Consider the following 14,228-nt stretch of genomic DNA (forward strand, 5'->3'; position numbering starts at 1 on the left):
AAATACTTAAACTGACTATTTTATCCTTGAAACATGTAACCAATTATTCTGCTGAATCAATTGGCAAAATCGTGTCTTTTTTCTCGCGACGTGCAATTGCTGGTAAAATCATTCCTAATAGAATTAAGACGATTGGTGTTACAATGTTAGAAGCTAATTGGAACAACCAGCCTTGAGGGTCTGAGGCATACTCAAATTTAGGCACCATTCCTAGGATACAAGCAAAGGCTGTAAATAGGAAACACCAGAGACCAAACACAAAACCAATTTTAGGATTTTTAACAAATTTATATTCTGAATTAAATTGTTTGTATGCTTTGTTTAGAAGCATATAGGCAAAGAAGACCCACAAGTAACGCATTGGCATAACTACAGAATTTAAGTTAGTTAGCCATTTAACCACTTCGTTCATGTCCTTCAACCCAAACATCGGTAAAGCGATAATAATACTTACTAAAATACCTGTTAATAGGTAACCATTAATTAACGTACCTTTTTTCGTACGTTTGCGTAACCAACTTGGAACAAATTCTGGATCTGCTTCAGCTAAAAGAATTTTCAGTGGAGCATCAATTGAAAAGGCTAACGCAGCCACTTGACCCACTGTATTCGTCAAAGCATAAACAATCATTAAGAGATTACCGACACCATAATATGCGCCTAATTTTTGGAAGGCACTGTAGGCACCATTTGCCATTAAATCTTTAGGAATATTGTCACTTGAGAATAACATTCCCATTGCAAATGAACCTAAAACAGCCGATAAACCAACCATTGCTGCTAGGAAAATCATTCCTTTAGGGAACTCTTTGGCTGGATTTTTAGTTGCATTTACGTAAGGAGAAATTTTTTCAGCGCCACCTACCGCAAAAACTAACATTGATACGGTTGTAAAATAACTAAAGTCAAATTTAGGAATGTAAGTGCTGACTTGTGACATGTTTGGCGTCGCAAATTCAACCGTTGAATTAATAAATGGTGCGCCTACCGCTAATAAAATGAATAAAATAGACATCACAAACATGGCGGTTCCAGCTAAACCACCAATAACTTTTAAGGTGGTTAACCCTTTCGTTGATAATAACAAGAAAACCAAGAAAATTATTAATGAAATAAATGATACCGTTACGATTGGCATCGTATTGACTAAGTTTCCATTCCCTTGAACTGCCCAACCTAAGGCAATTAAAATTGCTTGTGGTTTTTGTGCCAAGTAAGGAATGTGCACTACCCAATAAGTCCATGCTGCATAATAGGCTAGACGTTTAGTACTGGTGTTTTGCACCCACGAACTAACCCCACCATTACTGTCTTTAAATGTTGAACCTAACTGTCCTACGATTAACGCATAGGGAATAAAATATAAAACTAAAATCAAAAGCCATGAAGTGACCACTGAAGTCCCTTGTTGTGCATAATTATTCACAACATTTCCAAGACCCCAGACCATGTTAAAGGCAATTAACCCGACGGTGAACCATCGTAATTGCTTTTTGTCCATATAACCAATTCCTTTCTTATAAAAAAAATAAAGCTCTTCATTTATCATAAGCATTTTACTTTTTATGCACAAGCTCAATATAATTAAATAAAGATGGCTTTTTAATAAGTAATTAAAACGCTTCTAGTAATGATTTTCTAATTTATTTGATGACTAAAAAAAGCCGGTGAATAAGTTGCTTCACCGGCCTTCTTCTAAAAGATTTTTCTTTTATAACATATCAAATAATGATAATTGGTTTTCATCTGGCAAGTCTTTTAAGACACCATTTTCATTCATGTATTCAATCAACGTTTTAGAAACTTTGCCTCGTGTTGCCAAATCTTCTTTCGATAAGAACGGTTGCTCTTCTCGCGCAGCAACAATGGCTTTCGCTACGTTGAGTCCTAAACTTGGCACTGCTCGGAAAGGTGCAATCAAGGTATCCCCTTCAATCACAAAATTTTCAGCATCTGATTTGTACAAATCAATCATACCAAATTTATAGCCCCGTTCCAACATTTCATTACATAATTCTAAAACCGTTAATAAGTTTTTCTCTTTAGTGGAGGCGTCCATCCCCTTGTCCGTAATTTCTTTCATTCGTGCTTTCACAGCTTCTTTCCCTTGTGACATTGCCACTAAGTCAAAGTCATCCGCCCGAACGGAGAAAAATGCACAGTAATATAAGATTGGGAAATAAACTTTAAAGTAAGCGACCCGCAATGCCATTAATACGTATGCTGCCGCATGGGCTTTCGGGAACATATATTTAATTTTAGAACAAGAATCAATATACCAGTCAGGGACGTTGTTTTCCTTCATCGCATTTAAATACGTATCCCGTAGTTCATCAGGAATCTTATTCCATTGTCCTTTACGTACCGTTTCCATAATCTTAAAGGCCATCCCACTGTCCAAACCAGCATGAATTAAATAAACCATGATATCATCACGACAACCAATTACTTCAGCAAGATTGGCTTCGCCACGGCGAATCAACTCTTCTGCATTCCCTAGCCACACATCGGTTCCGTGAGACAGTCCAGAAATTTGAAGTAATTCTGCAAAAGTTGATGGATGGGTCTGTTCTAACATACCTCGAACGAAACGTGTCCCAAATTCAGGAATTCCTAACGTTCCTGTTTTAGAATAAATTTGCTCTGCATCCACACCTAGAACCTCAGGTCCTTCAAAAATACGCATCACTTCTGGATCGTCTGTTGGGATGGTTTTTGGCTCAATCCCAGATAAATCTTGTAACATCCGAATCACGGTTGGATCATCATGTCCCAGAATATCAAGTTTTAAAATATTATCGTGAATGGAATGGAAATCAAAGTGCGTCGTTTTCCATTCTGCCTCTTGATCATCAGCAGGGTATTGAATTGGCGTAAAGTCATAAACATCCATGTAATCAGGAATTACAATAATACCGCCGGGATGCTGCCCAGTCGTCCGTTTAACCCCTGTTGAACCTTTAGCTAAGCGATCAATTTCAGCGCCGCGCAAATGTAAATTATGATCTCTTTCATATCCTTTAACAAAGCCATACGCTGTTTTGTCGGCTACTGTACCAATGGTTCCTGCCCGGTAAACATATTCTTCACCAAAAAGAACTTTCGTGTAGTTATGGGCTTCGGCTTGATAATCGCCAGAAAAGTTCAAATCGATATCGGGAACTTTGTCGCCATGGAACCCTAAGAACGTTTCAAAAGGAATATCGTGACCATCTTTAAACAATCGAGCGCCACATTTTGGACAGGCTTTTTCAGGCATATCAAACCCTGAACCATAGGAACCATCTTCATAGAACTCAGAATATTGACACTCAGGACAATAATAATGTGGCGCTAAAGGATTTACTTCAGTAATCCCTGTCATTGTCGCAACAAAACTCGAACCGACAGAGCCCCGTGAACCAACTAAATAGCCATCTTCATTACTTTTATGCACCAGTTTTTGAGAAATTAAATAAATGACCGAGAAACCATTTCCGTTAATCGAATTCAGTTCCTTTTCTAACCGTTTTTCGACAATTTCTGGTAAAGGATCGCCATACAATTCGCGCGCACGATTGTAGCTTAAATCAGTGATTTCTTGTTCAGACCCAGGAATTTTCGGCGTATACAAATCGTCTTTTACTGGAATAACTTCTTCACATAAATCAGCGACTTTGTTGGGATTTTCTACTACAATTCGCTTAGCGACGTCTTGTCCTAAAAATTGAAATTCCGTTAACATTTCATCGGTGGTTCTGAAATGAACCTTTGGTAAACTATGGCGATTTAACGGATTAGCGCCACCCATAGACCCGACTAAAATTTTCCGATAGATGGCATCTTCTTCATTTAAATAATGAACATTTCCAGTGGCGACAACCAGCTTGCCAAGTTCGTCACCGATTTTCACTAGATTACTAATAATTTCTTCCAAATCTGCTTCATTTTTCACCAATTCTTGTTCAATTAATGGCGCGTAAACTGGTTTGGGCATAACTTCAATATAATCGTAGAATTTGGCACGATTTTTTGCTTCTTCGACACCTTTTTGCATCATTGCTTCAAAAATTTCGCCGTTTGAACATGCGGAACCGATTAAAAGCCCTTCTCTTAACTTCGATAATTGCGAACGAGGAATCCGTGGTACTCGGAAAAAATAATCTACATTGGACATCGAAATCAATTTAAAAAGATTTTTTAATCCTGCTTGAGTTGTTGCTAAAATCGTTGCATGGAAAGGCCGAGCTCGTTTGTATGAGTCTCCTTCGCCAATATGACGATTCAAATCATCATGGAAATGCATATCATGATTCTCTTTCGCTTCTTTTAAGAAAATCCAGCACAAATGACCCGTTGATTCCGAGTCATAGATGGCGCGGTGATGTTGTTCTAAGTTGACGCCAAATTTTTTCGATAAGGTATTTAGACGATGGCTTTTGAAATGTGGATACAAGAATCTGGATAATTCTAATGTATCGATGACGGGATTAGCCGCTTCAGGTATTCCATGTTTGCCATAACTTGTATTTAAGAACCCCATATCAAAAGAAGCGTTGTGGGCCACTAAAATAGTTCCTTCTGAAAACTCTTTAAACATGCGTAAAACTTCTTCTTCGGATTTTGAACCGCGCACCATTTCATCTGTAATCCCAGTTAAATTGATCGTTGTTTGAGATAATGGATGGCCAGGATCAATAAATTGCTCAAATGTCTCAATGACATTTCCTTTGTGCATTTTGACAGCGGCCAATTCAATAATGGTATCATAAACAGCGGAAAGCCCCGTTGTTTCCACGTCAAAGACCACATAGGTAGCATCTGTTAATTCAATATGTTCTTCGTTGTAAGCAATGGGTACACCATCATCAACAATATTAGCTTCCACGCCGTATAAAATTTTAACGCCTGCTTTTTTACCTGCAGCATGGGCATCAGGAAACGCTTGGGCGCCGCCATGATCCGTAATTGCGATGGCCTTGTGACCCCATTTCCCCGCTTGCGCCACCAAGTCACCGACTTTATTGGTCGCATCCATTGTACTCATGTTACTATGCATGTGTAATTCTACACGTTTTTCACCTTCTGGCGCGTAGTCTTTTCTTGGCGCATGGGCGACTTCCATCAAATCTTGAGCATTCATGACTAAATCACGCATGAAGGTATCTTCTTGTACACTACCACGAACACGAATCCAACTTTGTGGTTGAATCGCATCAAAAACTTGTTCATCTTTTTCCCCATTCGAAAATTTCTTCACCACGAAAGAGGAAGTATAATCAGTTATTTTCAAAATTAAAATTTTTCGTTTAGAACGCAATTCACGCACTTCTTTATCAAAAATAAAGCCTTCAATAGTTATCCGACGTTCTTCTTCCAGTATATTTCCCATTGGCATAATGGGTTCATCATTGGGAATATTCCGACCTAAACGAATTGGACCATCAAACGCAGGCGCTTGTTGTTTTTTTTCTTTTTTCATTTGTTCATGTTTAACAAGCGATTCAGCAGCTTGTTGTTGAAAGGCTGCGGCTTGTTCTAATTTTTGCTCTTCAAACTTTTTCAGCACTTCTGCAGCTTGCTGTTGATCCATTTTTGGTTCAATATGAAATTTAGGAAACCCGTAAGAGAAATAAAGTTCCTCAATAATTGGTAAATATTGTTGCTTCAAATAAGGAATAACTGCTTCATTATCAACAGGTAAAATAATTTTCCGATCTTCAAATTGTGGTGTCTGTGTTTTTAAGACTTTCTGAACTAACGGCGTATTGCATTGACTATTTAACAAGGCCAACTGCCAATAATCCGTTAATTGTTCCTCAGTAAATGTTGTCTGATTTGTGGTTATTTGAACGGAAACCTGCGCAATTTGTTGAAAAGCTAGTTCCAATTGTTGCATAAATGTTTGATATAGCATCACTGGCATCAATTCATCAAAACTTAAATGAAATTCCCATAAGCGACTTTGTTGGTGAACAATGACCTTGTCAATCCGGCCATTTTGAATTAAGGGATGTTCTTTCGCTGTGTCATCTAACTGAATTTGCGTCATCAGTTTATCAAATAAATCGCGTGCTTTTTCTGTCACAAAATGAACCTCCTTCTATCATTGAAAAAAGGCCCTCAGACAAATCTGTCAAGTGCCTTTTTTCGGTTTCTCTGCATTCGCTTCTCTATTAAGTATACTCGTTTTTTGTAAAAAAACAATCTTGTTTCTTTTCTAAAAAGAGCTAAGAAGAGCTTGAAACAAAAATCACTTTAGATTTTTGCTTCAAGCTTAAACGCTGATAAGTGGCGGAAACAGTTTATCTTAATCATTCTGTCTGCCCTTTTCATTATTATTCCGCTTCTGATGTTGTGTTCATCAAAATAGAAAGTGTGCTTTCTAATTCTTCTTTGCGTACTTCTAACATTTCACCAGTACGTTTAATTTTGACTTCTACCACACCATCGACTGCTTTTTTCCCGACTGTGATACGGATTGGACAACCAATTAAATCAGCATCAGCAAATTTTACGCCTGCGCGCTCATTGCGGTCATCAACTAATACTTCGTAGCCTGCTTCGGTCATCATTGCTTCAACTTCTTGTGATAGTTTTGTTTGATACTCATCTTTCACATTCATTTGGACCACGTGTAAATCAAATGGCGCAATTCCTGTTGGCCAATTAATACCGCGCTCGTCTGCATTTTGTTCAACGATTGCTGAAAGTAAACGACTAACGCCGATGCCATAGCAACCCATGATCACTGATTTTTCACGACCGTTTTCATCTAAAACTGTTGCGCCCATAGCATCACTATAACGCGTTCCTAATTTAAAGATGTGACCAATTTCGATTCCTTTGGTAAAGGCTAAGACACCATTGCCATCAGGAGAAGGATCGCCTTCTTGAACAAAGCGTAAATCTTCGTAACTAATTGGTTGGAAGTCACGATCTGGATTTACATTTGTCAAATGATAGCCATCTTCGTTAGCCCCAACAATGGCGTTGGCTAAATCTTGAACAGCTAAATCTGCATAAATTTTAACATCTTTGGCAACATTGACTGGACCAATTGAACCAAAGCCAGCTCCTAAGACACGGCGAGCATCTTCTTCTGTTGCTTCATCTAGGAAATCAGCGCCTAAGAAGTTTTTCAATTTGACATCATTGACATCATGATCGCCACGAACCAAGACCATTACTGGCTCTTCATCGGCAATAAATAGTACTGATTTAATAATACGTTGTGGCTCAACTTCAAAGAAGTTTGCCACTTCGGCAATTGTACCCACTTCTGGTGTTGCAATTTTTTCTAAATCTAATTGTGTTTCATGGGATTTTTTCGGCGTATAAAGACTTGTTGCCATTTCTAAATTGGCAGCATAATCACTTTCTGTTGAATAGCAAATAGTATCTTCCCCAATTTCAGAAATCGCCATAAATTCTTTAGAATCTTTACCACCCATGGCACCACCGTCCCCAATAATGGCACGGAATTCTAGTCCACAGCGTTCAAAAATGCGTGAGTAAGCTTTTTCGTAATCACGGTATGATTGATCTAAACTAGCTTCATCGGCATGGAAAGAATAGCCATCTTTCATGATAAATTCACGGCCTCTTAATAAGCCAGAACGCGGGCGTTTTTCATCACGATATTTTGTTTGAATTTGGTATAAATTCAAAGGTAATCGTTTGTAAGAATTGATTTCATCACGAATTAATTCTGTGAAGGTTTCTTCATGCGTTGGGCCTAAGATATAGTCACGGTCATTGCGATCTTTTAAGCGATACAAGTTAGGTCCATAAGTTTCATAACGGCCTGATTCTTTCCAAAGTTCTGCGGGTAATAACGCAGGCATTAACATTTCAACTGCATCAATTTTCTCAAATTCTTCTCGCATAATCGTTTTTAATTTTTCTAAAACACGATTGGCTAAAGGTAAATAAGAATAGATCCCTGCAGCGACTTGACGAATATAGCCTGCGCGCAACAGAATTTGATGACTTAAGACTTCTGCATCATTTGGTACTTCTCTTAACGTTGGAATTAACATTTTTGACTGTTTCATTAAAACTCTCCTCTATTTTAAAATCAACTATTTTTGATTTCTTTACACACTTTTTTACTTAAGCTTTCTCCTTAAAAGAAAAAGCGTTGAATATCGTTCCAAGTAACTAACACCATTAACACCATGACAAACCCAAAGCCAATTAACGTAATGATGCCTTCTTTTTCAGGACTAATTGGTTTTCCACGTACACCTTCAATAATGTTTAAGACAATTTTCCCGCCATCTAAAGCTGGGATCGGCAACAAATTAATAATCCCTAAGTTCATTGACAACATGGCCATTAAGAATACAACTGTACTTACTCCAGCATTGGATGCTTCTTCCGATAATTTAAACATCATGACTGGCCCACCTAGTTTGTTTAAACTAAAGCCTGTGAATAGTGAGCCGAGTGCTTTAAAAATCTGTGTCGTACTATTCAAAGTATCCTGAATACCGCCCATCAATTTTGACGGTAAATCGGTTTTCATATAAGGATAAACGCCGACTTTACCAATCGTTTGTTTTTCCACTTTTTGTTTTTCTGGTGTCACTGTTAGTTGCTCTTCTTTGCCGTTACGCTCAACTACGAACGTTAACGGCTTTTCGGGGTTCTTCTGCACAATGGTTGTAAAATCTTCGTATTTTTTGATTTTTTGATTATTAATCGATAAGACTTTATCGTTTTCTTTCAACCCAGCTTCTGCGGCTGGGCCATTAGGAATCACTTGTCCAATTTGATTCGTGTTTAAATCAGTGACGCCTCCTTGTAGAAAGACCGCTAACGTAAACAGAATAAACCCTAAGATAAAGTTATTCATGGGTCCCGCAAAGTTCGTTAAAATGCGTTGCGATAATTTCGCTGATTGAAATTGAACGTCAAGTGGCGCAATCCGCACCTCGGTTCCATCACTTTCAATAATCGTTGCATCATGGTCAACTTTATAAACGGTTTCTTCTTCCTCGTTTCCATTAACATAGCCTTTGATGAATAATTCTTTTTCAAGATCAAAATCAACGACTTCCATCGGAATGCTATGAGGTAATTGTACTTTTTTACTTGTATTAATTTTAACCACATTACCCACGGCATTTAACTCAACAGATAGAGGCATACCTGGTGTGATTTCTGTCATGTCTTCGCCCATCCCAGCCATTCGCACATAGCCACCAATCGGCAATAAGCGAATCGTATAAGTGGTGCCATCTTTTCCACGATGCGCAAAAATCTTTGGTCCCATTCCGATTGCAAACTCACGAACTAAAATACCCGCTCGTTTTGCAAAATAAAAGTGGCCAAATTCATGTACGAGGACAAGAATACCGAAGACAATAATGAATGTGATAATTGTTTTCATAAATGTCCTTCTTCCTTCATTCACTGACGTTCAGTGCTTTTTATTATTACATGGGAAAGTCTCGTAAAAATTGCTCTGTTCCCTTCCCGATAAACCAGTGCAACTGTTTACTGAGAACAGTCGCCACTGTTAGTGAACAAATCTTTCCTTATGTAAGACAAGTTTTATTTTAGCATATTCACTCATAAATAACCATTGGACTTGACCACTTCGTCTGGATATTTTGTGTTTTTTTAGAAAATCCGTTAATTTGAGAACGTTGCTTTAAAAATTCAATAAGAATGTGGTTTGTTTAGCTCGTTATAGAAAAAATATAAGCTATAGTTGATTGGTTCTAATAGAAATAACTTTGAATAGACAAGGAAATTTCTTATTTGTTTTTTGCAAGGCAGAACGGTAGTTGTTAAAGAAAGAAACCAGCGTTAGACGCTGGTTTCTTGAAGTATGTTGTTGGTTTGAGGTTTTAACCCACACTACCTTCCATCTCATAACTAATCAACCGATTCAACTCAACCGCATATTCCATCGGTAATTCTTTCGTAAATGGTTCAACAAAGCCCATAACAATCATTTCTGTCGCTTCGGCTTCAGATAAGCCGCGACTCATTAAATAATATAATTGTTCTTCAGAAATTTTTGAAACTTTGGCTTCGTGTTCTAAGGACACTTGGCTGTTATGGATTTCGTTAAACGGAATCGTATCTGATTTTGATTTTTCGTCCATGATAATCGTGTCGCATTCGATGTGGGAAATCGAGCCTGCGCTGTCTTTTCCAAAAGTCACTTGGCCACGGTAGTTAACTTCGCCGCCGTCTTTAGCAATTGATTTTGAAACAATTGAGCTAGAGGTATTCGGCGCATTGTGAATCATTTTGGCCCCAGTATCTTGGATTTGGTTAGCACCAGCAAAGGCAATCGATAACATCGTGCCACGGGCGCCTTTGCCATCTAAGTAAACGCTTGGATATTTCATGGTTGTTTTAGCTCCTAGGTTACCATCAATCCATTCGACAGTGGCACCTTCGTAAGCTTTAGCACGTTTGGTTACTAAGTTGTAGACGTTATCTGACCAGTTTTGAATAGTGGTATAACGACAATAAGCATCTTTTCTTGTAAAAATTTCTACGATGGCCGCATGCAAGCTGTTACTTGAATACGTTGGTGCCGTACAACCTTCAACATAGTGAACGCTAGCCCCTTCATCGACAATAATCAAGGTCCGTTCAAATTGGCCGGTATTTTCAGCGTTGATTCGGAAATATGTTTGTAATGGTACATCAACTCGAACGCCTTTTGGTACATAAATAAAGGTTCCACCTGACCAAACAGCTGAGTTTAAAGCGGCCAGTTTATTATCTGTTGGTGGCACAAGTTTTGAAAAATACTCTTTGAATAAGTCAGGATATTCTTTTAAAGCAGAGTCAGTATCTGTAAAAATGATGCCTAATTTTTCAAATTCTTCTTTCATGTTGTGGTAAACAACTTCTGATTCATATTGAGCCGAAGCCCCAGCTAGATAAGCACGCTCAGCTTCGGGAATCCCAATTTTTTCAAAGGTTTCTTTGATTTTATCAGGTACATCATCCCAATCGCGTGCGGGTTTGTCACTCGGTTTTTGGTAATATTTAATTTTACTAAAGTCAATATCTGACAGGTCTGGACCCCATTCTTGCATGGGCATTTTATTGAATTGTTCTAACGATTTTAAACGGAAGTCAAGCATCCATTCTGGTTCGCCTTTCACGCGAGAAATTTCGCGAACGACGTCTTCGGTTAGGCCGTCTCCGGTACTAAAGACTGGTTCCACATCGTCGTGAAAGCCAAATTTATATTCTTCTAATTCAGGTACTGTACTCAATTCGTCGTCACCCTTTCTTTATTTTTCACAATGCAAATGACCGGCTTCGCCTTGGCCGTTATTAGCAACAGCCTGCTCTAAGGCTTTCCAAGCCAGGGTTGCACATTTAATCCGAGCTGGAAATTTAGCTACGCCGCTTAACATTGCTGCATCGCCTAATTTTTCATCTTCGGCCACTTCATTTCCTTGAACAAGTTGAGAGAAATCCTCTGCTAAGGCCGTTGCTTCGGCGATTGTTTTTCCTAAGACCGCATCAGTCATCATACTAGCACTTGCTGTACTGATGGAACAGCCACTTCCTTGAAAGGCGATATCTTTAATCACACCGTCTTCAATGGCCACATCCAGTTCAATCACATCTCCACAAGTAGGATTATTCAGTTCAATTGTTTGGCTAGACGCATCTAGCGTTCCGTGGTGATGTGGGTGGCTAGAATGGTCCAAAATGACTTGGCGATATAAGTTATCTAATTTAGAAAGTGCCATGCTGGAAAAACTCCTTTGTCGCTTTAATCGCTTCAACTAAGCGATCTGCGTCTTCTTTGGTATTGTATAAATAAAAACTTGCCCGTGCAGTTGCTGGCACGCTCAGATAGTTTAATAGCGGTTGCGCGCAATGGTGACCCGCTCTGACAGCGACCCCTTCCATATCTAACGCCGTAGCCACATCATGTGGATGTAAACCTTCAATATTAAAAGCAATCACACCTGTGTGGTCTTTTGGATTCTGTGGACCATAAATCGTCAAGCCCTCGATAGCTTGCAACTTCGGCAAAACATAGTGAACAAGGGCTGCTTCATGTTGATGAATGGCCTCTAAACCAATTTCTGTTAAATAATCAATAGCGGCACCTAAAGCAATTGCACCAGCAATATTAGGTGTGCCAGCTTCAAATTTCCAAGGAAGCTCTTTCCAAGTACTTTCTTGAAGATGAACAAAGTCAATCATTTCGCCACCAAATTCCACAGGTTCCATTTGTTCCAATAAATGACGTTTGCCATAAAGGACACCAATTCCAGTTGGTCCACACATTTTGTGACCACTAAATGCATAAAAATCAGCATCGATGGATTGAACGTCCACAGGCATATGAGGAACTGCTTGCGCGCCATCTACCACCATCACAGCGCCATTTTGATGAGCTAATTGTGTTAATTCTTCGATTGGATTAATGACCCCTAACACATTTGAAACATGTGCAATCGAAACAATTTTCGTTTTTTCTGTAATTTGTTGACGTGCACTTGCCATGTCTAAAAAGCCGTCTTCAGTGACGTCTATATACTTCAAAATGGCCCCTGTCCGTTGGGCTAATTGTTGCCAGGGAATAATGTTTGAATGATGTTCCATGTAAGATATGACGATTTCATCCCCGGCTGTAACTGCCAAGTCACCATAACTTTTGGCAATCCAATTCAAACTGGTTGTTGTTCCTCGTGTAAATAAAACTTCCGCTGTTTCTTTAGCATGTATAAATTGGCGAACCTTTTCGCGGGAGGCTTCATAGTCCTTCGTTGCTCGTTCGGCTAACGTGTGCACCCCACGATGAACATTGGCATTATCGGTTTCATAATAATGTCGTAAAACATCTAACACTGCCGATGGTTTTTGGGTTGTTGCAGCATTGTCTAAATAAACTAGCGGTTCATCATTAACTTCTTGAAATAAAATAGGAAACGATTGACGAATGGTTGCTGCATCCATCATGCGTTTAACTTCCCTTCGATTACTTCTACAAATTCATTTTGTACTTCTTTAACTGGAATTGCTGTAATGACAGAACCTAGGAAGCCACGAATCACCAAACGTTCCGCTTCTTCTTTACGCAAGCCGCGGCTCATTAAATAATACATTTCTTCTGGATCTACTCGACCAACGCTGGCTGCGTGTCCGGCAGTCACTTCATTTTCATCAATTAAAAGAATTGGATTGGCATCACCACGAGCTTTATCAGACAACATTAAAACACGACTTTCTTGCTGTGCGTCGGCTCCTTTTGCTCCTTTTAAAATGTGGCCAATTCCGTTAAACGTTAAAGTACCACGTTCACGAATGACTCCATGTTGTAAAATATGACCAATCGAATGTGGCGCTTTGTTTGTCACTCGTGTGTCGATGCCTTGTGTTTGTTTACCTGCACTAATTGCAACGACTTTAACTTCTGAATGAGCGCCTTCGCCAACTAAATCAGAATCAAAATCAGCAACAACATCGCCATCATTCATGACGCCTAGAGCCCAATCAACAGAGGCATCCCGCATAATATAGCCACGACGATTCATATAAGTCGTTACAGTTTGCCCTAATTGATCCACAGCTGAGTATTTAACTTTTGCGCCATCTTTCGCAATCACTTCCACAACGATATTTCCAGAAGCTTTCTCTGCGTGATGACCAGTTGATTGAAAACGTTCTAAATAACTGAATTCACTATGATTATCTGCAACGATTAAAACATGTTTAAAGAAAGGTTGGTTGCTATCTGAATCCTGAATAAACAAAGATTCAATGGGCTCTTCAATCACTACGTTTTTAGGAACGTATAAGAAAACGCCACTATTCATGAAAGCTGCATGAGCTGCTGTCAGCTTGTCTTCTTCTGGTAATACAGCTTTAGTCATATAGTATTCTTTAACTAATTCTGGGTGCTCTTGTAAAGCAGTAAAAATGTCTGTAAAAATTACCCCTTGTTCCGCTAATGAGGCTGGCAATTGCTCAAAAGCATGAAAAGATCCTTGTTGAACAATTAAAGGATTGTCTTTCATTTGATCAAAACTTGCGACATTTCCTTCAGAAGGCACATAACTTTCCATGTGAACATTTAATAAAGGCCAACGATGAAATTTCACACGATCAATATGTGGTAACTCACTTTCGTCAGCGTTTTTTAAAGCCGTTGTTCGCAATTCAGTCATCCAAGCTGGTTCTTCATGTTCTAGTGAAAAAGCGGTGACTTCGTCAAGATAATCCATTAGATTTACTTTTTTCATTTA

General features: G+C 38.9%; 8 protein-coding genes. All 8 read right to left on the reverse strand.

Going from position 1 to position 14,228, the window contains the following annotated elements; all coding sequences use genetic code 11:
- Positions 1-43: 43 nt before the first annotated feature.
- Entirely contained in the window at positions 44-1,501 is a 1,458-nt protein-coding gene (locus IGJ63_RS08855) for an amino acid permease (protein WP_010816652.1), read from the reverse strand.
- Positions 1,502-1,711: 210 nt separating this feature from the next.
- Entirely contained in the window at positions 1,712-6,067 is a 4,356-nt protein-coding gene (locus tag IGJ63_RS08860; protein WP_002408801.1) for a PolC-type DNA polymerase III, read from the reverse strand.
- Positions 6,068-6,317: 250 nt separating this feature from the next.
- Complete coding sequence (locus IGJ63_RS08865; protein WP_016614512.1) at positions 6,318-8,036, reverse strand: proline--tRNA ligase; 1,719 nt, start codon at positions 8,034-8,036, stop codon at positions 6,318-6,320.
- 71 nt (positions 8,037-8,107) lie between these two features.
- On the reverse strand, positions 8,108-9,376 hold the full coding sequence (rseP, locus tag IGJ63_RS08870; RefSeq protein WP_002362168.1) for an RIP metalloprotease RseP: 1,269 nt from the start codon (positions 9,374-9,376) through the stop codon (positions 8,108-8,110).
- A 463-nt stretch (positions 9,377-9,839) separates the two neighbouring features.
- Positions 9,840-11,234 carry a Fe-S cluster assembly protein SufB gene (gene sufB, locus IGJ63_RS08875; protein ID WP_002356769.1) on the reverse strand — a complete coding sequence of 465 codons (1,395 nt, stop codon included), beginning with the start codon at positions 11,232-11,234 and terminating at the stop codon, positions 9,840-9,842.
- An 18-nt stretch (positions 11,235-11,252) separates the two neighbouring features.
- A complete protein-coding gene (gene sufU, locus IGJ63_RS08880) occupies positions 11,253-11,720 on the reverse strand; it encodes a Fe-S cluster assembly sulfur transfer protein SufU (protein ID WP_002356768.1) in 468 nt (155 codons plus the stop codon).
- A complete protein-coding gene (locus IGJ63_RS08885) occupies positions 11,707-12,942 on the reverse strand; it encodes a cysteine desulfurase (RefSeq protein WP_101731710.1) in 1,236 nt (411 codons plus the stop codon). Before IGJ63_RS08885 ends, sufU begins: the two co-directional genes overlap by 14 nt.
- Positions 12,939-14,225, reverse strand: a complete 1,287-nt coding sequence (sufD, locus tag IGJ63_RS08890; protein WP_002368983.1) for a Fe-S cluster assembly protein SufD — start codon at positions 14,223-14,225, stop codon at positions 12,939-12,941. Before sufD ends, IGJ63_RS08885 begins: the two co-directional genes overlap by 4 nt.
- Between the last annotated feature and the right edge of the window lie 3 nt (positions 14,226-14,228).

Origin of the sequence: Enterococcus sp. DIV1375a (assembly GCF_051712205.1) — a bacterium.
GTDB classification, from domain to species: Bacteria; Bacillota; Bacilli; order Lactobacillales; family Enterococcaceae; genus Enterococcus; species Enterococcus faecalis.

Excerpts from the sequence above, each read along its gene's own strand:
- IGJ63_RS08855 (WP_010816652.1), bottom strand. The coding sequence starts at position 1,501 with ATGGACAAAAAGCAATTACGATGGTTCACCGTCGGGTTAATTGCCTTT.
- IGJ63_RS08865 (WP_016614512.1), bottom strand. The coding sequence starts at position 8,036 with ATGAAACAGTCAAAAATGTTAATTCCAACGTTAAGAGAAGTACCAAAT.
- rseP (WP_002362168.1), bottom strand. The coding sequence starts at position 9,376 with ATGAAAACAATTATCACATTCATTATTGTCTTCGGTATTCTTGTCCTC.
- sufU (WP_002356768.1), bottom strand. The coding sequence starts at position 11,720 with ATGGCACTTTCTAAATTAGATAACTTATATCGCCAAGTCATTTTGGAC.
- IGJ63_RS08885 (WP_101731710.1), bottom strand. The coding sequence starts at position 12,942 with ATGATGGATGCAGCAACCATTCGTCAATCGTTTCCTATTTTATTTCAA.
- sufD (WP_002368983.1), bottom strand. The coding sequence starts at position 14,225 with ATGAAAAAAGTAAATCTAATGGATTATCTTGACGAAGTCACCGCTTTT.